15 protein-coding genes and 2 riboswitches are annotated in these 21796 nt (G+C 46.5%); of the genes, 13 read left to right on the forward strand and 2 right to left on the reverse strand.

The features are described 5' to 3' along the window. The first annotated feature begins 37 nt into the window (after window positions 1–37). The 6 genes from EBO34_RS15525 (at window position 38) to EBO34_RS15555 (ending at window position 8071) form a co-directional block, all read left to right on the forward strand. Window positions 38–937, forward strand: coding sequence for a conserved phage C-terminal domain-containing protein (locus tag EBO34_RS15525; protein WP_122900257.1), 900 nt, complete (start codon window positions 38–40; stop codon window positions 935–937). 196 nt (window positions 938–1133) lie between these two features. Next, entirely contained in the window at window positions 1134–1313 is a 180-nt protein-coding gene (locus tag EBO34_RS15530) for a hypothetical protein (RefSeq protein ID WP_122900259.1), read from the forward strand. Between the two features lie 88 nt (window positions 1314–1401). Further along, the gene (locus tag EBO34_RS15535) at window positions 1402–2136 is read left to right on the forward strand and encodes a MurR/RpiR family transcriptional regulator (RefSeq protein WP_122900261.1); all 735 of its coding nucleotides are present in this window, start codon (window positions 1402–1404) and stop codon (window positions 2134–2136) included. 136 nt (window positions 2137–2272) lie between these two features. Then, the gene (gene mngA / locus EBO34_RS15540) at window positions 2273–4207 is read left to right on the forward strand and encodes a PTS 2-O-a-mannosyl-D-glycerate transporter subunit IIABC (RefSeq protein ID WP_122900263.1); all 1935 of its coding nucleotides are present in this window, start codon (window positions 2273–2275) and stop codon (window positions 4205–4207) included. Between the two features lie 36 nt (window positions 4208–4243). Next, window positions 4244–6844 carry a mannosylglycerate hydrolase gene (gene mngB / locus EBO34_RS15545; RefSeq protein WP_122900265.1) on the forward strand — a complete coding sequence of 867 codons (2601 nt, stop codon included), beginning with the start codon at window positions 4244–4246 and terminating at the stop codon, window positions 6842–6844. Between the two features lie 411 nt (window positions 6845–7255). Next, window positions 7256–8071 (forward strand): STAS domain-containing protein, encoded by an 816-nt coding sequence (locus tag EBO34_RS15555; RefSeq protein WP_122900269.1) that lies wholly within the window; start codon window positions 7256–7258, stop codon window positions 8069–8071. 325 nt (window positions 8072–8396) lie between these two features. On the opposite strand, the gene metE is transcribed toward EBO34_RS15555, so the two are convergent. Then, window positions 8397–10745 (reverse strand): 5-methyltetrahydropteroyltriglutamate--homocysteine S-methyltransferase, encoded by a 2349-nt coding sequence (gene metE / locus EBO34_RS15560; RefSeq protein WP_122900271.1) that lies wholly within the window; start codon window positions 10743–10745, stop codon window positions 8397–8399. Between the two features lie 149 nt (window positions 10746–10894). Continuing rightward, a riboswitch (cobalamin riboswitch) is annotated at window positions 10895–11085 on the reverse strand. 54 nt (window positions 11086–11139) lie between these two features. Next, window positions 11140–11245, reverse strand: a riboswitch (SAM riboswitch). A 983-nt stretch (window positions 11246–12228) separates the two neighbouring features. On the opposite strand from metE, the gene EBO34_RS15565 reads away from it, so the two are divergent. The 6 genes from EBO34_RS15565 to EBO34_RS15590 all read left to right on the forward strand — a co-directional run bounded on the left by EBO34_RS15565 (window position 12229) and on the right by EBO34_RS15590 (window position 18707). Next, complete coding sequence (locus EBO34_RS15565) at window positions 12229–13896, forward strand: glycoside hydrolase family 13 protein (RefSeq protein WP_122900273.1); 1668 nt, start codon at window positions 12229–12231, stop codon at window positions 13894–13896. Window positions 13897–14031: 135 nt separating this feature from the next. Next, complete coding sequence (locus EBO34_RS15570) at window positions 14032–15048, forward strand: LacI family DNA-binding transcriptional regulator (protein WP_122900275.1); 1017 nt, start codon at window positions 14032–14034, stop codon at window positions 15046–15048. Window positions 15049–15210: 162 nt separating this feature from the next. After that, entirely contained in the window at window positions 15211–16440 is a 1230-nt protein-coding gene (locus EBO34_RS15575; RefSeq protein WP_122900276.1) for an ABC transporter substrate-binding protein, read from the forward strand. Window positions 16441–16454: 14 nt separating this feature from the next. Next, window positions 16455–17318: a carbohydrate ABC transporter permease gene (locus tag EBO34_RS15580; protein WP_122901371.1), complete on the forward strand. Its 864-nt coding sequence runs from the start codon at window positions 16455–16457 to the stop codon at window positions 17316–17318. Continuing rightward, the gene (locus EBO34_RS15585) at window positions 17318–18142 is read left to right on the forward strand and encodes a carbohydrate ABC transporter permease (RefSeq protein WP_122900278.1); all 825 of its coding nucleotides are present in this window, start codon (window positions 17318–17320) and stop codon (window positions 18140–18142) included. The genes EBO34_RS15580 and EBO34_RS15585 overlap by 1 nt, the downstream gene beginning before the upstream one ends. A 193-nt stretch (window positions 18143–18335) precedes the next feature. After that, a complete protein-coding gene (locus tag EBO34_RS15590; RefSeq protein WP_122900280.1) occupies window positions 18336–18707 on the forward strand; it encodes a VOC family protein in 372 nt (123 codons plus the stop codon). A gap of 182 nt (window positions 18708–18889) precedes the next feature. On the opposite strand, the gene EBO34_RS15595 is transcribed toward EBO34_RS15590, so the two are convergent. Further along, the gene (locus EBO34_RS15595) at window positions 18890–19903 is read right to left on the reverse strand and encodes a LacI family DNA-binding transcriptional regulator (RefSeq protein ID WP_122900282.1); all 1014 of its coding nucleotides are present in this window, start codon (window positions 19901–19903) and stop codon (window positions 18890–18892) included. Between the two features lie 267 nt (window positions 19904–20170). On the opposite strand from EBO34_RS15595, the gene EBO34_RS15600 reads away from it, so the two are divergent. Then, window positions 20171–21793, forward strand: a complete 1623-nt coding sequence (locus EBO34_RS15600) for an alpha-glucosidase (protein WP_249414127.1) — start codon at window positions 20171–20173, stop codon at window positions 21791–21793. Window positions 21794–21796 lie beyond the last annotated feature (3 nt).

Raw genomic sequence — 21796 nt, forward strand, 5'->3', positions numbered from 1 at the left:
CTCCTGGTGTTACTTATTAGGTAGGAGGGGATAAAGGATGGGAATGAAGCATTGGAATTGTACGGTACTGCGAGAGGAGATGCTTAAGCTCACGGGCGATTTTAAGCTGGCACTGGTCCTGGATCAGATGATTTACTGGTCGCAGCGGGTGAGTGATTTTAAGGCGTACATGAACGAAGAGCGGGCCCGGAGTGAGGGTGAAGCGTGTGAGGGAGAGGCAGGCTGGATTTTTAAAAAAGCAGAAGAGCTCGTGGAGGAGTTCATGGTTAACGTGTCACCGAAAGCCATGAGGGCGTACTTAAAGGAGTTTGTGCATCACGGATGGCTCGAGGAGCGGAACAATCAGAAGATCCGGTGGGACCATACGAAGCAGTACCGGGTCAGTCTCGTAAAAATCCAGGCAGATCTCGAGGTTCTTGGTTACTATCTCAAAGACTATAGAGAGGCTTTCTGGCAGTGCGGGGAGCAGGTTCTTCAGGATGTTGAGCCGGAAAGTAGCGTGGAAAAGCCGGAAGGGGAAAATTCCCTTCCCCATACACCGTCTCCTCGTTCAAAGGAACCACGATCCCTTACAATACCAAAGATTACTTCAAAGACTATACAAAAGACTACGTCAGAGAGGGTTCCCTACAGAGCCATCATCCAGTATCTGAACGAGAAGACGATGAAAACCTTCAGGGAAACCAATCGGTTAACGAGAAAACTCATCAAAGAGAGATGGGATGAAGGATACCGGATGGATGCTTTTGTGTTTGTGATTGACCAGAAAACAAAAGAGTGGTTAGGAGATGAGAGGATGGACACATATCTCCGACCTAAGACTTTGTTCAGTGAACACTTCGAGAACTATGTGAACGAAAACCGTCAACCGGAGGGATTACCGGGAGATCTGGCGTTTGAGAAACTATTGAATGAGTTGGATGAGAAAGTAGTGTGAGATTCTGTTGTGTCATTGGGAGTGACTGCTTACCGGGAAAGGACAAGAACAGTCCCATGTCCTTTAAGTATCAATCATTGTTATCCTCACACAGAGATAAATGGTATGAGAAGTCCGTTAGTGTCATTCTCTGATTAAGCGCTCTCTGATTTACCTATAATAATAGATATCAAGATTATAAGAGGATGCAGGAGAGATGCTGTCTTTAGAAGAGATTGATCTATTCAGAAGAGAAGTTAAGAAGCTGCGCAGGGAATACAGTCGGGTGACCGACATGCAGAAAAGCATACTTCTATGGGAAATCGAAGAGATAAACAGGATTATTCTTGAGAGACAAGATAAGGACGGGCTGATCGGGTCTGAGCGAGAGGGATGATTGCATTCCTCTTTTTTTGTTTGTGAAAACTTTTGGTATGATAAAGCAAAGTAATACCTTAAAGGATACATAGGAAAAAGGTGATGTCATGCTGTTTCATGAACGTGCCCATAAATATGAATACAAGCTCAACGATACGGATGACCAGATTATTGAGTACATCCTGGCGAACAAGGAAGAGGTGACAGACTGTTCCATCCAGGCGCTGGCGTCCCGGTTGTACACGGTCCCGAACACGATTACCAGGCTGTGCAAAAAGCTTGGCTATACGGGGTATTCCCAGCTCAAGAACAGCCTTATGGAGGAAATCGAGGAGGAAGCGGTTGCGCCGAAGGACAGCTTTTCCTTTAACCTCGATAAAACCCTGTCCCTGATTGATCACGACAAGGTTTCCCAGGTGGCGAAGATGATGGTCAATGCGAGGAAGGTGCTGTTCTTCGGGGTGGGGGATACTGCGCCCTACTGCGAGCTGATGGTAAAAAACCTGAAGATCGTCAGCAAGCAGACGGAGTTTTCCATCCACCGGCATGAAACACTTTTTGCCATGGAGCAGCTTACAAAGCAGGATATGGCGTTTTTTCTCAGTATGTCAGGGGAAACAAAGGATGTTCTGGATATGGCTGAGATCGGGAAGGAAAAAGGTGTGAAACTGGTCTCCCTGACCCATTTTACCCACAATTCCCTTAAGACGCTGACCGATGTGAACCTGTACTGCTATTCCCCTGAAATGAGGATCAACGGTTTTAATGTGACAGACAAAACCCCGATGATGGCGGTGCTCCGTATTTTATCCGAAGCCTTCTGGGAAATGTATGAAAAATAAGTGTGTATAAATACACGTGTAAGCGCTATCTTAATACGTTCCGGTGGATTAATAAGAAGACACGCTCTTCTTATTTTTTTTGTGATACTCTCGTTTCAACAAGCTGATGGCACAACCAACGAGGGGGTAAACGCGCATGAGGTTACAAAATCTGACTTCACCTGAACTGCTTTTTACAAATCAGCCATTTCAATCAAAAGAGGAAGCTATTCGGTTTTTGATAGACAAGCTCGACCGGGCGGGGAAGCTTCATTCCAAAGATGAGTTTTACGATGCTGTGCTGGAGAGGGAGGGGCTTTCTCCTACGGGATTTGAAGGGGGGCTGGCCATTCCCCACGGAAAGTCAACGGCTGTAAAGGAAGCCGCCTTTGCTGTTGCTACCATTGAGAAGCCGTTATCCGACTGGGAGAGTATCGATCCTTCCAATCAGGTTGAATTGGTCATTCTCCTGGCGATTCCGGAAAATGAAGGGGGATCCACGCACCTGAACCTGCTGGCGGAATTCGTGACCAGACTCTCGGATGAAACGTATAAAGCCCGTCTTCAAAAGTCGGGGTCAAGCGGGGAGATGTTTGACAACCTTGACCGGACAGGGGAGGAAGAACCGGCTGAAAAGGCGCCAGTCGCGAAAGGTCAGACGATTTTAGCTGTCACCGCCTGTCCTGCAGGCATTGCCCACACGTATATGGCAGCGGAAGCCCTTGTGAAAGCCGGGAAGGAACTCGGTGTGAACGTGTTTGTTGAAAAGCAGGGAGCCAATGGTGTGGAAGACCGCCATACGAAAAAGCAACTGAGAGAAGCGGATGCCGTCATTTTTGCCGTCGACGTGGCTGTAAAGGACGGAGAACGCTACCGCCACCTTCCAAAATTGAAAACAACAGTGGCCCAGCCCCTGAAAAATGCCCGGGGTATTGTACAGGAAGCCATTGATAAAGCCGGTACGAAACCGAAGAAAGAGTATGTGGATGAGGATGGTTCCGAAGAGGAAGAGGATAAAAAGTCTTTCAAGACAGAGATCAAAGATTCTGTTTTAACGGGAATCTCCTACATCATACCGATTATCGTTGCCGGAGGGATGACACTGGCCTTTGCCGTCCTGGTGTCCGAGGCGTTTAACCTTCAGCATCTGTACGAACAGGAAGGATCGTGGCTCTGGTATTTAAGAGAACTTGGAGGCACCCTTCTCGGCACACTCATGGTACCGATCCTTGCTGCCTACATGGCCTACTCGATTGCAGATAAGCCGGCACTGGGCCCGGGGTTTGCTGCAGGGGTAGCCGCAAACCTGATCGGAAGCGGTTTTCTGGGCGGGATGCTCGGCGGTATTCTCGCCGGTTACTTCCTCAGATACCTGAAGCATAAAGTAAAGCCGAAAGGGACGTTTGCCGGCTTTGTCAGCTTCTGGGTGTATCCGGTAATCGGGACGCTCGTTGTCGGTTCTGTGATGCTGTTTGTAATCGGACAGCCGCTCGCCTTCTTAAACGAAGGGCTCGTAAACTGGCTGGAAGGACTGTCGGGAACGAATGCCATTCTTCTCGGGATCGTGCTGGGTGCCATGGTGTCCTTTGATTTAGGGGGACCGGTAAACAAGGCGGCCTACACGTTCTGTATCGGAGCGATGGCCATGGGGAATTTTGTCCCTTACGCCGCCTTTGCTTCCGTAAAAATGGTGTCAGCCTTTGCCGTAACTGGGGCTACGCTTCTTGCCAAGCATTACTTTACGAAACAGGAGCGGGAAGTTGGCAAGCAGACCTGGCTCCTGGGACTTGCAGGGATTAAGGAAGGCGCCATTCCGTTTATGATGAATGATCCGCTCCGGGTGATTCCGTCCCTTGTGGCCGGTTCAGCCGTAACAGGAGCGATCGTGGCGTACTTTAATATCGGCCTGGCCGTACCTGGTGCCGGCATCTTCTCCCTTGCACTCGTAGAAGGACAGACACTGATTCTGGCCGCCTCCATCTGGCTCGGAGCCGCTCTTCTCGGTGCAGCGATCTCTATGATGCTGCTTATCGTGACGCGGAAATCCAAGCTTGCAAAGGATGGAAAGAACAATTTGCCTGATGCTGTATAAGAACAATTATTTTCTTGAATGTTACTGGAGGTCATTATGAAAAAGGTTCATATCGTACCACATATGCATTGGGATCGTGAATGGTATTTTTCAACGGAGGAATCTCGTATTCTCCTTGTGAACAATATGGAAGAAATCATGGATATGCTGGAAACCAACCCGGACTATCCCTATTACGTACTGGATGGACAGACGTCCATTCTCGAAGACTACTTCGCTGTAAAGCCGGAAAACAAAGAGCGGGTGAAAAAGCTTGTTCAGGATGGCAGGCTCATCATCGGACCGTGGTATACCCAGACCGATGAGATGGTTGTCGGCGGGGAGTCGGTTGTGCGGAATCTTCTATACGGCATTAAAGACTGTGAGGCTTTTGGCAGCCATATGAAAATCGGCTACCTTCCGGATTCCTTCGGCCAGTCCTCGCAGATGCCCCAGATTCTTAACGGGTTTGACATTACGTACTCGATTTTCTGGCGGGGCACGTCTGAACGGCACGGCACGGACAAAACAGAATTTTACTGGGAGTCTGACGATGGCTCCCGCGTCCTTGTCCAGCTGTTCCCCCTCGGATACGCCATTGGAAAGTATCTTCCGGAAGACGAGGAAAAGCTGACGGAGCGGATCGACAAATACTTTACGGTTTTGGACAGAGGAGCGACCACGGAGAATATTATTCTGCCGAATGGTCATGACCAGATGCCGATTCAGAAGAATATCTTTACGGTTATTGATAAACTTCATCAGCTGTATCCTGACCGGGAATTCTTCTTAAGCAAGTATGAGAATGTCTTTGAGCAGCTGGAAAAGCAGGAGCTCCCGACGCTTCAGGGAGAGTTTCTGGATGGCAAGTACATGCGTGTCCACAGAAGTATTTTTTCAACAAGAATGGACATTAAGGCTGCCAATACACGGATTGAAAATAAGATCACGAACATCCTGGAGCCCCTTGCTTCGATTGCGTACCGCCTTGGTTTTGAATATCCTCATGGATTGATTGAGCTGATTTGGAAGGAAATGATGAAAAATCACGCTCATGACAGCATCGGGTGCTGCTGCTCAGACAAAGTGCATCAGGAGATTTTTAACCGTTTCTTTCTTGCCGAGGAGAAGGTGGATGAACTGATCAGGTTTTATAAACGAAAGATCGTCGATGCCATGAACACAGAGAAGGAAGCGGACCGCCTTACCGCATTTAATCTCCTTCCTTATGAACGGGAAGAGGTGGTCACAACGACCGTCACATCGAAGCTGACGTCATTTAAGCTCGTAGATAAGGACGAAAATGAAGTGGACTTTGAAGTCGTGGACAGTGAAGTGATCGACCCTGGCTTAATTGACCGCCAGATTGTGCATTATGGAAATTACGAACCGTTTATTCAGTATACGGTTCAGGTAAAAGACCGGATTCCGGCTATGGGATATAAAACGTACTTCGTCGTGGAGGATGACCGGGAATTTGCTCAGACAGAAGCGGCAGCTGATAAGGTGGAAACGGACTTTTACGAGATAGCTGTTAATCAGAACGGTACCTTACATGTCCACAGCAAGGAGCTGGACAAATCGTTTGATCAGGTTCTTCTCCTTGAAAACGGGGGAGACGACGGGGATGAATATGATTATTCCCCACTGCCTGGTGAAACGCTGATTTACAGTAACGAAGTGGAAGCAGAGGTTTCCGTAAAACAGAACAATTATGAAGCCAATATTGACATTTCGTATAAGCTGGAGGTGCCGGCCCATCTGGCTGACCGCAAAGAAGGAAAGCGGACAAGCACTGTGGATGTGCATTTTGAACTCACACTCGCCAATCACAAACCTGTCATTGACGTGAAGGTTCATCTCGATAACCATGCCTGTGATCATCGGTTAAGAGCACTTATTCCAACAGAGATCGCCTCATCATTTTCTGTCTCTGACAACCAGTTTGGCCTCATTAAACGGGATGTCTATGATGAAGCCATGGATGTCTGGGAAGAGGAAGGATGGAGTGAACGTCCTGATGCCATTTACCCGATGCTCAGTTTCGCGGGGCTGTCGGGTGATGACTACGGGGTCAGTGTCCTGACAAACAGCACAAGGGAATATGAGATCGTCGGGGACGGTTACGACACGATTGCCGTAACGTTATTCAGAAGCGTTGGTGTTCTTGGGAAAGAAGAGCTGCTCAGAAGACCGGGCCGCCCATCGGGGATCAAAATGCCGACCCCTGATTCACAAATGCTCGGGAAGCTCACTTTGGAATTCGCTCTCGCTTTCCATGAACCCGATGCGAATGTGGGAAGAATGGCAAAAGACTATACAACACCGGTTGAATGCTACAATAAAATCCCTCACGATGCCATGAAGCTCAATCAGGAGAATATCGTCACACCTCTCAGCTACAGTTTTCTGGAGGAAGTGACGCCTGCCGCTGTACTGAGCACTCTGAAAAAAGCAGAAAAAGAAGACCGGTTTGTCCTGCGGTTTTTCAACCCGGGAGAACAAGAAACCGAGGCAGCATTTGAGGTGAAGGGAGACGTCTCGGCAGCGCATGAAGGCAAGCTTAATGAACAAGCCGTCAGCCCGTTGAAGGTGGACCGTAACAGGCTGTCTGCGAAAGTGAAAAAGAATCAGGTACAGACGGTTTTGTTTGAGTAGGAGAATAGTTTATTTTAGGAAGCCGGTCGGATGCGATCGGCTTCTCTTTTTATGAGATGCGGAGGGTGGCATGCAAAAAAGACGTGAGTCACTGTGGACTCACGTCTTTTTGCTGTATATGGACTTGTAGCAGATGTAAAAAGTCCTATGGATTCGACAAAATCGGGGTGGTGACAGTGCACCAGCTAGCTAAGATTTTCCTGCAGGTCTCCCCCTTGAACGGGCAAATAATCATTGCGCTGGTTTTGTTTTTTACGGCATTTTTCAACGGAGAGGGAGGCCCCTTTCATAACGCTAAACCCAAGTGGGAGCTGCTAGGCCTTTCAAGAAGCTTCAAATTTTATCATGTGATCAGGATTTTGAAATGATATACTTATGGTAATGAAATTTACTTTAAGGATGTGAAAACCAGTGAAATCAAACTCTCATGAAATCTATGCAGATTATTTTAACCAGAGACAGGAAGACTTTCGGAATAAGCTGATTTGCGATGCCTCTCAAGTTCGGGACAAGATTGATGAAATCCATCGGGTAGGAAATATTGACCTTCTTGAGAATGCGCATAAACTGGTAATGTATGCCCTCGGGGAAAATGATTCTTTAGCATCGTTTGCAGAAAAAGAAGGCGTGGTCTGGGCGCAGCATGATCTCACACTGTCATTCAAGCTGGAATGGGTCCAGTCGATCCGCCGGACGATGTGGCGGTTTCTGGAAGAGTTTCATGAAGAAAACAAAGATAAGAAGGTGAACTTGTTTAAACTTGAGAGACAGGTGAATGATGCGATTGATCAGTTCCTCAACGGCTTCTTTTTAAGCTATTCCCGCTATAAGGATGCCCTGCTTGCTTCTCAGCGTGAACTTGTTGAAAATCTGAGTGCCCCGATTATTCCGCTCAGTGATAGTGTATGTGTTCTGCCTCTCATCGGGGAAGTCGATGAGGACCGAGTGGAAACGATCGAAGGAAAGACCCTGCCTGAAATTAAAAAACTGCAGATTGAAACACTCATTATTGATTTTTCGGGTATTGCACAGATTGACACCACAAGCATGAATCGAATAATGAAAACGATAAATGGTACATATATGATGGGCTGCGAGTGCATCATTACGGGCCTGCGTCCGCAGATCGTCCGCACGCTCATAAAAGAAGACCTTCAATTTGATCCGAAAGTCATCACAAAAGGCACGCTCGAGCAGACCGTGAATGATTTCTTTTTTGCAAAGTAAGAAACCAGCCACTGATGTTGTTTTGGGACGGTTCTTGTGTGGTATTTTGGAGAGGTCCTATAAGGAATCGTTGGCGCAGGCGGAATAGGGTGGGAGCTGGTCAGAGCCTCCCGTATGATGGCATACGACCAGATGCTCGGGGTCACTTTGGTAATCTTTGCGATTGTTCTCGGGGCAGAAATGTTCACGAGGTTTCTTAAAACGTGGTCGGAGTGTGGTACAGCTAAAGCGTATTCGAAAGACTGATAGATTTGTTAGAAAGGCTCGCATCCCCCTTTGCGAGCCTTTTATTGTGGTTGAGTCTATGAAACTTTGGGAGAATGTCCTACGGATTCGACAAATTCCGGGTAGTGACAGGCACCGAGCCAAGCGCAGGCACCGCACCAACCGAGCCAAGTGCCTCCCGCACACGCTGGGTGGCCTCAACCATATTCTTAAGTGAAGGAACGGTTTCATCGATGCCTCTCGTTTTCAGGCCGCAGTCCGGATTGACCCAGAACTGCTGCGGGTGGAGGACCTGGAGGGCCCGGCGGATGCTCGTTTCCATTTCTTCGGTGCTTGGTACACGCGGGCTGTGAATGTCGTAAACCCCGAGGCCGATGCCTTTGTCGTACGATGCCTTTTCGAAGTCCGCGATTAATTCACCGTGGCTTCGCGCTGTTTCAATAGAAATAACATCAGCATCCAGCTGTTTAATTGAATCAATGATTTCCCCGAACTCCGAATAGCACATATGCGTATGGACCTGGGTTTCTTTTTTCACTGTGCAGGTGGCAAGTTTGAACGCATAGATGGCTTCCTGGAGGTATTGTTGTTTCTTTGCGTCTTTAAGGGGCAGTCCTTCACGTAAAGCAGGCTCATCTACCTGGATCATGCCGATGCCGTTTTTCTCCAGATGGCTGATTTCGTTTTGCAATGCTAAAGCGAGCTGCTTTGTCACTTCGAATGCACGGATGTCCTCACGGGGGAAAGACCATTTATAAATGGTAACGGGTCCGGTGAGCATGCCTTTGACCGGCTTGTCAGTGAGTGACTGGGCATAGGTGATGTCTTTTGTTGTCATCGGCTCCGGTAAAGCCACATCTCCGTAAATGATCGGTGGTTTTACACTCCGTGAGCCGTAGGATTGCACCCATCCGTATTTGGTAAAAGCAAACCCGTCAAGTTTTTCCCCGAAGTATTCAACCATGTCATTTCGTTCAAATTCACCGTGAACGAGTACGTCGAGGCCAATCCACTCCTGTACCTCAATCCATTCCGCTACTTTTTTCTGAATGAAGGCGTCGTACGCCGCTGTTGACCATTCACCATGGCGGTAACGGGACCGGGCCTGGCGGATTTCTGTAGTTTGAGGCAGACTTCCGATTGTTGTTGTAGGCAGCACCGGAAGCTTGAAGATGTCTTGGTGCAATGCCTGCCTGGCGGTAAAAGAAAAGTCCCGTGCCGGTTCTTTTCCTTCCCATTCACTCACCTCATTTTGCACATGCGGTTTCGTCCGCGATGGGGACTGACGGAAAATCTGAAGGGTCTCCTCCCGAGTTTTGATTTCGTCTTCGATCGATGGTCTGCCCTCATTGATCCCCTTCGTCAACAGGGTGATTTCATCAATTTTTTGATCGGCAAAAGCTAAAGCACCCTTTAATTCAGGCTCAAGGTGATCCTCCGTCTTTACGGTCACAGGGACGTGTAAAAGACTGCACGAAGGCTGTACGATGAGGCGGTTATCAGAAACGATGCCACGGATGGCTTCCAAGAGCCCCCATTTTTCTTCCAGGTCACTTCCCCAGACGTTTCGCCCGTTCACAACACCGGCGGCCAATGTTTTATCAGCAGGAAACCCGTATTTTTTTAAAGCATCCAGGTTCGCTCCGTCGTCGTGAACAAAATCGAGACCGATCCCGTCTACCGGGAGGGAGATGATCGCTTCATAGTCAGATACCGATTCGAAATACGTTTGCACAAGGAGCTTCAGGTTTGCCGCTGGTGAGTGAAGCTGTTCGTAGACGTCTTTTACGTGCCCGATTTCTGTTTTGGTGAGATCGGTACTTAAAACCGGCTCGTCTAACTGAACCCACTCAGCCCCTGCTTCATCCAGTTCCTTTAACACCTGCTGGTAAAGAGGAACGAGCGTCTTTAAAAGAGGCCCGAATTCCTCCTGTTTATACCCTTTCGAGAGCTTCAGTAATGTCACGGGACCGAGGAGAACAGGCTTCCCGGTTATGCCAAGCTTGTTTTTGGCTTCAAGAAAGTAAGTAAGAGGCCGGTTCTCTTTCAGTACAGGGGCGGTGTTCTGGTCAAATTCCGGAACGATGTAATGGTAGTTCGTATTGAACCATTTCGTCATTTCCGAGGCGACGGCTTCCTTGTTTCCCCGGGCGATATCAAAATAGGTCTGTAATAACGGTGTTTCGTCAGAGCGGAAACGGCGGGGGATGAGCCCGAACATCACCGCTGTATCGAGAACATGGTCGTAAAAGCTGAAGTCACCCACGGGAATCAGGTCAATTCCGAGGTTCTTTTGTTTTTGAAGGTCATTTAAGCGGAGGGCTTCCATTTTTCTTAGCAGATCTTCTTCCGTGATGGACTTGCTCCAAAACGCTTCCAGCGCTTCTTTCCATTCTCTTTTTTCCCCGATTCTCGGGTACCCGATTGTCGAACTTCTGGTTTTTTTCATGTCCATTCCTCCTGATATTCTTTTTCAACCCAATAAAAAAATCTCTCTTGCCTACAAGAGAGATGATGAGGTGGACACAGGGAATAAACGTCATTAAAAAGACAGACGAAGCCCTTGAAATGTCAACACCTTCCTATTCCTCGTAGGACGTAGTGTATGTTTTACAGGCAGGTCTCCTGACTCATGATCATCACATCCATGCGCCTTCCCGTCCGAAGACAGTGGCTATGTTGCTGGATGCTCCCATTTACAGTGGCGGGACCGTACCGGACTTTCACCGGACTTCCCTTTTAAGCTGGACTCGCAACGTGAGTTCAGCACCTGTGAAACACGGATATTTGGTCTATCAAACAGAAAACCCTCTCAAAATGAGAGGGTTATGTTGATTTGACCTCTCTTATTTCTCAAAGACTCAGCTTTGCTGGAATTGGCACCACAATCAATGAATGATCGGTTGCCGGGTTTCATCGGGCCAGTCCCTCCACCACTCTCAATAAGAGTTTGCTATTGGATTGATTACGAGCATATTAGCATGTGAATTCAGAAGTGTCAAATAAGTTTGGAAAAGAGAAGGGCGATCAGAGCGTTCTACCAATGCTTGCATGTGAAAAATGCGGAGGTGAGATTATAAGGAGTATTACAAAGTGTACAGGGATATGAGTACTGGATTGTAGTAGTCAAGGACCCAAAATGGACATGCCCAGGGGTTTAATTATGGGAATTTTACTGATTACTTGGTTTAAGTACTTTCTTATCTGAACTATCGTCGGTGTAAACTTTACAGGTTTCGAACAATTTTTCTTGTTAGTATTCTGCCTTGGTTTTTGCACTCCTTTTTCGTATTTTTTCTGGGTTTCGCATTCCATCTGAGACCGCATGCACAAGGTATGCGGTTTAAGATTTATACATAACAAAACAGCAGACCCTGAAGGGGCCTGCTGCCTGGAGGTAGCGTACTTTTCGCAAAGTACTTTATCTTATACGGTAAGGGGGCTGAATGTGTGCATAAACGGCAGTAATAGAAACTGAACGAAACAACAGGGGGTCATCTCTCTTATTTGCCAGTTCACCAATTCATTAACTATAAAATACTCATGCTGTGACCCAGACAATTATTCACATAAAAACTTCCTCTGAAAACTTCTACGGCTTCCCCTGTACATGGCCTGACACGAACAAGCACAGGTTCACCATTTTCAGTTGCCCCTATTATCTAAAGTGGTGTCATTTTACCTGTTTAAGAGACGGTTTTTGTTGAATGAAATGCATCAGCTGGCAAAAAGCCCTATAGATTCGACAAAATCCGGGTGGTGACAGGCACCACTTACAGCCTTCCAACAAAAGGAACAAAAAATGAAAACGTTTTACACGTTACCATCTACCATTTATACTTGTTTCCTGTTATGATATGGGCAAACGATTTCACAAATCATGCATGTATTTGCACATATAGAGGATCATCAGGAGAACACGGAGGTTCAACATGGAACGAAAATGGTGGAAAGAAGCAGTTGTGTATCAGGTTTATCCAAGAAGTTTTATGGACAGCAACGGTGACGGCATTGGGGACATTAAAGGGATTATGTCCAGGCTTGATTACCTGAAGGATCTCGGCATTGACGTGATCTGGATCTGCCCGATCTATAAATCCCCGAACGAAGATAACGGGTATGACATCTCTGATTACAAGGATATTATGGACGAGTTCGGGACGATGGAGGATTTTGACGAGCTCCTGGCCGAAGCCCACAAGCGCGGCCTTAAGATCATTATGGACCTCGTGATCAACCACACGTCCGCGGATCACGAATGGTTTATCGAGTCACGTAAAGGGAAAGACAACCCGAAGCGCAACTATTATATTTGGGCCGATCCGAGTGAAGACGGGTCGGAGCCGAACAACTGGGAAAGTATCTTTGGCGGGTCTGCCTGGGAGTTCGACGAGGAGAGCGGCCAGTATTACATGCACATCTTTGCCAAAGGGCAGCCGGACTTGAACTGGGAGAACCCGGATGTGCGAAAAGACCTGTACGACATGGTCAACTGGTGGCTTGATAAAGGGATTGACGGCTTCCGTGTGGATGCCATTTCCCACATTAAAAAAACACCGGGCTTTCCTGATATGCCGAATCCCGAGGGAAAAAAATATGTACCGTCCTTTGCCGGACACATGAACCAGCCTGGTATCCAGGAGTTTCTTTCTGAATTCAAGGAGGAAACCCTCGATCACTACGACGTGATGACGGTCGGGGAAGCAAACGGGGTTACCGTTGACGATGCCCACCTCTGGGTCGGTGAGGAAAACGGAAAGTTCAACATGGTGTTCCAGTTTGAGTCCCTCGACCTCTGGGGCAAGGACACAGATGAAGGCATCGATCTACCTGCTTTTAAACAGAGTTATACGAGATGGCAGAAAGGCCTTGACGGCGTCGGCTGGAACGCTTTATTTTTGGAAAACCATGACGTTCCCCGTTCCGTTTCCACACTTGGGGATGATAAGACGTACCGCACAGTGTCTGCCAAGGCGCTTGCGACGATGTATTTCCTCATGCAGGGAACGCCGTTTATTTATCAGGGGCAGGAGATCGGGATGACGAACGTTCAGTTTGATTCGATTGATGATTACGATGATGTGGATGCCCATAACCTGTACAAAAACCTGACGGCTGAAGGGAAATCACACGAAGATGTGATGAAGATCATCTGGAAGCGGGGCCGTGACAACTCCAGAACGCCGATGCAGTGGAACAGTGAAGCGAGTGGCGGCTTTACGACTGGAAAGCCGTGGATGAAGGTGAACCCGAATTACACAGAGGTGAACGTGGAGGATCAGAAAGAAGATCCGGCTTCGGTGTACGAGTATTACAAAACACTGATCCGCCTTCGGAAGAATCACGACGTTCTTCTGTACGGATCCTATGACATTCTTCTTCCGGACCACGAGAAGCTCTTCGCCTATACCCGTACCCTCCACGGGGAAACGGTCCTGGTGGTGACGAATATGTCAGGGGAGCAGGTACCGTTTGAACTGCCAAAAGACCAGCAGTTTACCGGCGCAGAGAAGCTTCTCGGCAACTGTGAAACAGAAGAAAGAGACATCAACTGCTTTGATTTAAAGCCGTTTGAAGCGGTTGTTTATAAAGTGAAGTAAATGATGTAAGAAGCAAGGGACCGCTCCCGTGCTTCTTTTTTAATGTTGTGATTAAAAAGTAAGAGTATTCTTGACATTCGAAATAGATCACTTTACACTCAAGTGAAGAAAACGTTTTCTTTGGAAGGTATTGACATGAGAAAAAAGACAATCAAGGATGTTGCAAAAGAAGCTAATGTTTCAATTGCAACGGTATCACGCATTTTAAACCAGACCTCAAAAGGGTACTCGGAAAAGACGAAAAAGCACGTGCTGGAGACGATGGAGAAGATGGGGTATTCACCAAATGCCGTCGCCCGGAGCCTGATCAGCAGGCAGACGAGGACAATCGGTGTGTTGTTCCCCGAGATTTCCGGAATGGTGAGTTCGGAAATGCTGCACGGAATTGAAGCAGTAGCCAATACGTTCGGTCACAGCGTCATTGTATGCAACACAAACTCCGATCAGGCGAAGACGCTGAAGTACTTACGGATTCTGGAAGAAAAGCAGGTTGAGGGTGTGATCTTCACAAGTAAGGTTCTCACTAAGGAATACGAAAAAATGGTCCGGCAGATGAATGTGCCGTTTGTGGTGCTGGCTTCAGAGTCTGAAGTGGAAGACGTTCCCCATGTTAAGGTGGACGATGAACTTGCATCCTATGAAGCGACAAAGTTCCTTATTGAACACGGTCATAAACATATCGGTATGCTCAGTGGAAATGGAGACGACCCGATTGCCGGAAAACCGCGAATTGATGGATTTAAACGGGCGTTGAAGGAAGCAAAACTCCCCTGCCGCGATACGCAGATCGCTCAAAACAATGGCTTTTACTTCGAGAATGGGCACCTTGCTTTCTCAAAGCTGATGGCCAGTCATCCGGAAACAACGGCAGTCTTTGCCTCTAGCGACGAACTTGCCATGAGTGCGGTCTCAGCTGCACTGGAGTACGGGAAAAGAGTGCCCGATGATTTGTCGATCATCGGCTACGACAATACAAAGCTGGCAAAAATGGCGGTTCCAAAACTCACCGTTGTCTCCCAGGAGCTTGAATCTCTGGGGAGGAAAGCGGCAGAAATGCTTTACAGAGAGATTCATACAGGGGAGAGAAGCCCGAGCCTGACAGCCCAGCATAACATTGTAAAAAGAGACTCAGTGAAGCCATTGTCTTCCTAGCCTCTCTTTTTTAAAACAAAAAGAGTAAACGTTTACTTTCAAAGTTGCATGAGTGTTGAAATCGGGCAGGAAAATCTCAAATGAGACGTCTGATTTTAATAAAATAAAAGTAAACGTTTTCTCGAATGCGTGTAATTAACCTATCACGAGAGGAGTAAAAGGATGAAAACGAAACCTTGGTTTGCAGGTGGCCTATTAGCAGGCGCGGCGATGCTTGCCGGCTGTGGGGAAGATGCAGGGGACGGCACCGTTCAATTGGAGTTTTTCTCGAATAAAACAGAAAACACCGGTACGTACCAGGCACTCATTGAAGAGTTTGAGGAGCAGCACCCCGGTATTGAGGTGAACCTGTATGCCCCGCCTGATGCAGAAACAGTCCTTCGAACAAGACTTGTAAAAGATGATATGCCGGACCTCCTTGCCATCGCAGGCAGTGCTTTATACGGAGAGCTGGTCAGTGCAGGAATGCTTCAGGATTATGAAGGGGATCCGGTGCTTGATAACATTCAGGAATCATACTTAGGAATGCTGGAGGAACTGGAAGGTTCAGACACGCCTGGTATTCACGGGGTACCGTTTGCGGCCAACGCCAACACGGTCATTTACAACAAGGAGATGATGGAGGAGCTTGGCGGCGACATTCCGGAAACGTGGGATGAGTTTATCGAACTTTTGGAGATGGCAGAGGAAGCGGAGGAAATCCCGATTCTGTTTACCCTTCAGGAGGCATGGACGATTATGCCGGCGTGGAATGCCCTTGCAGGAAACCTTCAGCCGGAACGATTTGCAGAGAGAAAGTCCGAAGGTGAACTCACATTTGCCAATACACACGTGGAAGTGACGGAGAAGCTGGAGGAACTTTTGGAATATGGTCATTCCCGCATGCACGGCATCGGCTATAACGACGGCAACCGGGAATTTTCCCAGGGGAACGGCCTGCTGTACTTTCAGGGGAACTGGGCAGTGCCTGAAATCCTCAGTTTAAATCCCGATATGGAGCTTGGTGTATTCGCCCTGCCGGTGACGAACAACCCTGAAGAAAACAAGCTTGTGTCCGGCGTCGATGTTCTCCTGACGGCACTGGAGGATACAGACCATCCGGAGGAAACAGATGCGTTTATTTCGTTCCTGCTGGAAGAGGGGCCTTCTACTCAGTACATGGAAGAACAGGCTGCCTTTTCTGTGCTGCAGGGAGTCGTGACGGACGATCCGGCCATGGAGGGCATTGCGGATCACTTTGAAAATGATCAGATTACCAGTTTCCCGGACCACTTTTATCTTCCGGGTATGGGTGTTGAAAACATGGTACAGGGATTTACTTACGGCGAGGACCGTCACGAATTTCTGAGTCAGCTTGACCGCACGTGGGATCAAATTCAACTCAGGTATTAGAAAGGACTTTGATGATGAAAAACAGACAGCGATCGTTTCTTTATATGACAATACCTGCACTTGTGTTGTTTTTCTTATTCCATACGTACCCGCTGCTTCAAGGTGTGTTTTACAGCTTCACGAACTGGCGGGGGTACGGGGATTGGGAGTTTGTCGGGTTTTCCAATTATCTTAATGTCTTTCAGGACATGAGGGCGTGGAGTGCCTACGGATTTACCTTTCAGTTTGCCATTGTGTCTACGATTCTTGTAAATATCTTCAGCTTAATCGTGGCGCTCGGATTAAATGCGAATATTAAATTTCAGAAGACGCTCAGGGCGATTTACTTTTTGCCGAACATCCTGAGTATTCTAATTGTCGGGTTCATCTTTCAGTTCATCTTCACGATCTTTTTGCCCCAGCTCTCGGATATTTTAGGCATTCAGGCGCTTTCAGCCAATATTCTTGGAAGTCCGGATTACGCCTGGATCGGGATTGTGATCATGGCGGTCTGGCAGGCGGTGGCGTTTAACACCATCCTGTATCTCGCAGGTTTGCAGACTGTTCCGGGAGATGTATACGAAGCGGCATCCATTGACGGAGCGAGTCCGTGGAAACGATTTTCTAAAATTACGTTTCCGCTTATCGCACCGTTCTTTACGATTAACATGGTACTGGCGTTAAAAACGTTTCTGATGGTTTTCGACCACATCATTGCACTGACGGGGGGCGGACCGGGCCATGCCACGGAATCCATTTCTCTATTAATCTATACAGGAGGATTTGAAGGCGGGCAGTTCGGCTATCAATCTGCCAATGCGGTCATCTACTTCCTTATCATTGTAGGCTTTTCGGTCTTTCAACTACGAATCTTGCAGAAGCGGGAGGTGCAGCTGTGATGAAGAACTCCAAAAAGAAAAACTGGCTCGTTACCGGACTGCTTATGCTTGGTACGCTTCTTGTTTTATTTCCGCTCTATTTAACGATCAATATTGCCCTGAAAACACCTGAAGAGATGGGTGAGCCCCTTTTGTCCCTGCCGAACGAGTGGCGGTTTCAAAACTTTGCTGATGCCATCGAAGTGACGAATTTCTTCAATGCTTTCAGCAACAGTTTTCTGGTGACGTTCTTTGTTGTTATTTTCACGGTGCTGACGAACTCCCTTGTGTCGTATGCGATTGCGAGAAACATGCACCGCCGGTTGTACAAAGTGATGTTTTACTATTTCGTGAGTGCCATGTTCGTTCCTTTTCCGATCATCATGTTGCCGCTTGTCCGCCAGACAGCCGTGTGGAATATGGACAACCTGGTCGGATTGATCTTTCTCTACATTGTGTTCCAGCTCTCCTTTAACGTATTTATTTACGTGGGATACATTAAGTCAATCCCGGTGGAGCTTGAAGAAGCAGCGATTATGGACGGAGCCAGCACATGGAAGGTATTCTGGAAGGTCATCTTCCCGCTTTTGGCACCGATGAATGCCACAGTGGCAATCTTAACAGCGCTCTATGCCTGGAACGACTTTATGCTTCCCCTAGTGATACTGACCGATCCAAGTGACGCGACATTACCGCTCGTTCAGTATATCTTTCAGTCGGAATTCAGTACGAACTACAACTTGGCGTTTGCTTCGTACCTGCTGGCCCTCCTGCCAATGGTTCTCGTGTATATTATTGCCCAGAAGTGGATCATCAGCGGAGTTACGCGCGGCGCGGTCAAATAGAATTGTTTTTGGAAGCATGGGTTCCGGAAAGGGGGCCTGGAGAAGCATGGGGACGGTTCTCATGCTTCTTTTTTGACTGCTTGAGGTTGTTTGATCGAGAAGGATAAAACGGAGATGTCTTTTTCACTGTGATCAGGTACACTTGATTTGTGTGAAAATTCTAATTTATTTCCTGGCAGGAGGAGCTGTTCATATGAAACTAGGGGCGTTTTCCGTAAGTTTGAGTGTAAAAGACATTCAGAAGTCAAAAGCGTTTTACGAAAACCTGGGGTTTGAAATCCTGGGAGGGAATGAGGATCAAAACTGGCTCATCATGAAGAATGAAAGCACAGTCATAGGGCTGTTTCAGGGCATGTTCGAAAAGAATATCCTTACGTTTAATCCGGGTTGGAACCAAAATGCCCAGAATCTTGATTCGTTTACGGACATCCGGAAACTTCAAAAGCAGCTTAAGGGAAAAGGGGTAAATTTCCAGACTGAAGCAGATGAAGCGGGTGAAGGACCTGCGAGCTTTACAATTGAAGATCCGGACGGCAATCCGATTCTCGTGGATCAGCACAGGTAAAAAAGAAGCATGGGACAGTTCCCATGCTTCTTTTATGTCTTTAAGCCGTTCTTATAAAACGTTTTACCACTAGCAAGGCTTAACTGCCAATCAGCTACGAAAAAATCGTGCCTATAACTGTAAAACCCTCTCTTTCCCGTTAGAGAATGAGAGGGTTTTATTAAAGTAATATTGAAAAAAAGTTAAATTACCGGGCCAGTCGAATCCCTGATAATAATATTTGAATCAATTAACGTTTCCTGGAAAGGTTCTGCGGGGTTATCCATTCTCCAGAAGAGCTGTTCTATCGCTCTTTTCCCGTACAATGTAAGATCTACATTCATTGTTGTAGTTGTCGGTGTTGATATGCGTGAGAGCTGCCCGTTATCAAAGCTGCACACTGACGCATCTTTTGGAACACGTAACCCTCTCGTTTGAAGGGAGGTAAGAATAAGAAATCCGTATCCGTCATTTGTACAGAACCAGGCAGTGGGTAATTCATTTATTTGGTTCAGTGCATTGTTAATGGAATCACCATTTTCAGCTACGTCTGTTACCATAAGCTCTTTTTTAGCTTCAATATCATTATCTTTTAACGCAAGCAGGTATCCTTCCCAGCGTTCTAAGTAGCTTGGAGAATAATCAACATTTCCAACAAAACCGATATTCTGATGGCCTAGTTCGATAAGGTGGTGAACGGCCTTGTAAGCAGCAAAACGGTTGTTTATTAAAATGGCATCCGCATGGTTGAAAGGGTGGTGGTGATCGATCATAACAGTCGGAATGCCAAGATCGATGATTTTATTAATATAGTCTGTGCTTATGTGCGAAAGCACGATGATTCCTGATACCGAGTTATTTTCCACATCTTCCGGCAGGACTAAATTGTCCCTCGTAACATCATCTATTGAATGAACGTGCAGGTTCATGCCTCTTTTTTTTACTTCCTTATCAATTGCAAGATAAATCTCTCCGAAAAAACTTTTCAAAGAGAATGCAAATTCAGAGGCAATTAATGCAATATTCCCGGCAGAGTGTCCACCGTTCGTATTCACTTTTGCACCTGAATAGCGATACCCCAGGCTCTTTGCCGTTTGTTGAATTTTCTTTCTGGTCGCTTCGCTGACACCGGGCTTACCTGAAAGGGCTTGTGAAACCGAGTTCTTGGATATTTTTAATTTGTCAGCAATATCCTGCATTGTCACTCTCTTACCCACGTGATCACACCTTCCGTCTTGTTTAAAGCTGCTCTATGTAGAGTGGTTTCATAATCTTTAATATCGTCCATTCTTGTAACGTTACAAACATAATATATAATATTCCTTCAAATAAGTAAAATAAAATCGGTTATTGATAAACCTATGGAGTTGCAAAAGAAATCCGTTGACTAAATGTAATTATGATTGTAACATTATCTGTAATGTTATTCATGGATAAATTATCAGTTGGATTATACATACAGCAACTTGTAAAGGAGGCCTGTCATGGAGGGAACGAATTGGTGGACAGGTGCGGTTTTTTACGAAATATACATGCCTAGTTTTTGTGATGGGAATGGTGATGGCATTGGAGACTTTAAGGGTATTACGTCAAAGCTGGATTATTTAGCAGAATTAGGTGTGGATGCCATCTGGCTCACACCTTATTATGTCTCTCCCAAGGTGGATAATGGGTACGATATTGAAGATTATTACAACGTTGACCCTGATTATGGAACGATGAATGATTTTGAAGATTTTATTACAAGAGCTCATGAAAAAGGACTTAAGGTAATCATAGACCTTGTGCTGAACCATACCTCCTCGGCACACAACTGGTTTTTGCAGTCCAAATCTTCAAAGAAAAACCCGAAGCGTGATTGGTATATTTGGAAAGATGGGACCGGAAGTGGCCCCCCGAACAATTGGGAATCGTTTTTTGGAGGCTCAGCCTGGGAGTACGATGAACAAACCGGACAATATTATTATCACGCTTTTGCTAAGGAACAGGCGGATTTAAACTGGTCTAACCCCGAAGTGAAACAAGCACTGTTTGAGGTAATGAGATTCTGGCTTGAGAAAGGTATAGACGGATTTCGGTTGGATGTTATTAACTTTCTTACTGTTGACCGTACGTTTAGAAATAACCCAAAAGATCAAAACGGGGAACAAATTCATCTATACGATAAAGACCAGGATGGCATTTTGGAAATCTTAAAAGAAATTAATTCATTTGTGAAGCAGTACGACGATCGTTTTTTACTGGGGGAAGTAGGTTCTGAAGATTTAGCTGTATTAAATCAGTATCTGGAGCCTGGGCTGATGGATGCGGTATTTAATTTTAACTTAGGAAGTATGGCTGAATTAGACAGTGATGAACTCTTTTTGCAGTTGAAAAAAATGGATGAACAACTCGGCTCGAATGAACTTCCAACACTCTTTTTCAGCAGCCACGATATGTCACGCCATATCTCTCGTTTCGGACGACCTGAAGAAGTGATAGCTAAACTAATGAGTACACTTATTCTGACTGCTAAAGGAATACCGTTTATTTACTACGGGGATGAAATTGGAATCAGAGATTTCTGTGCCGGTGACATCACAGAAATGAAAGATATACAAGGGTTAACGGTCTATAAACTAGCACTGGAGGAAGGGAAAGGAGAGGAAGAAGCGCTTGAAAAAGCTAATCAAAGCAGTCGTGATAAATCAAGAACTCCCATGCTGTGGAATGATGAAAAGTATAGTGGCTTTTCAACATCTGATCCATGGATATCCTTATCACTGGAAAAAACCAAAAATGTAAGCGCTCAATTTTCGGACCCCTCTTCTCTTTTGTGCTATTACAAGTCGTTACTACAGTTGAGGAAGCAATTACCCGCATTAATGAATGGAAGCTATAAAAGGCTGAATAAAAAGGGCGATGTTATTTTCTATACAAAAGAAGCAAATAATCAGGAAGTTCATGTTGCACTAAACTTCAGCAGTGCACCCCAGTCCTTTTCAGACATAAAACTGTCAGAAGTTGAATTGGTTATCTCCAGCAAGAGGGACAAGCTGGACTCAGATAAGGGTGCTTTACTGAACCTGTTACCATTTGAAGCTTTAGTTTTTACTCAGAGAGGATGATTA

The organism is Alteribacter keqinensis, from assembly GCF_003710255.1.
GTDB classification, from domain to species: domain Bacteria; phylum Bacillota; class Bacilli; order Bacillales; family Salisediminibacteriaceae; genus Alteribacter; species Alteribacter keqinensis.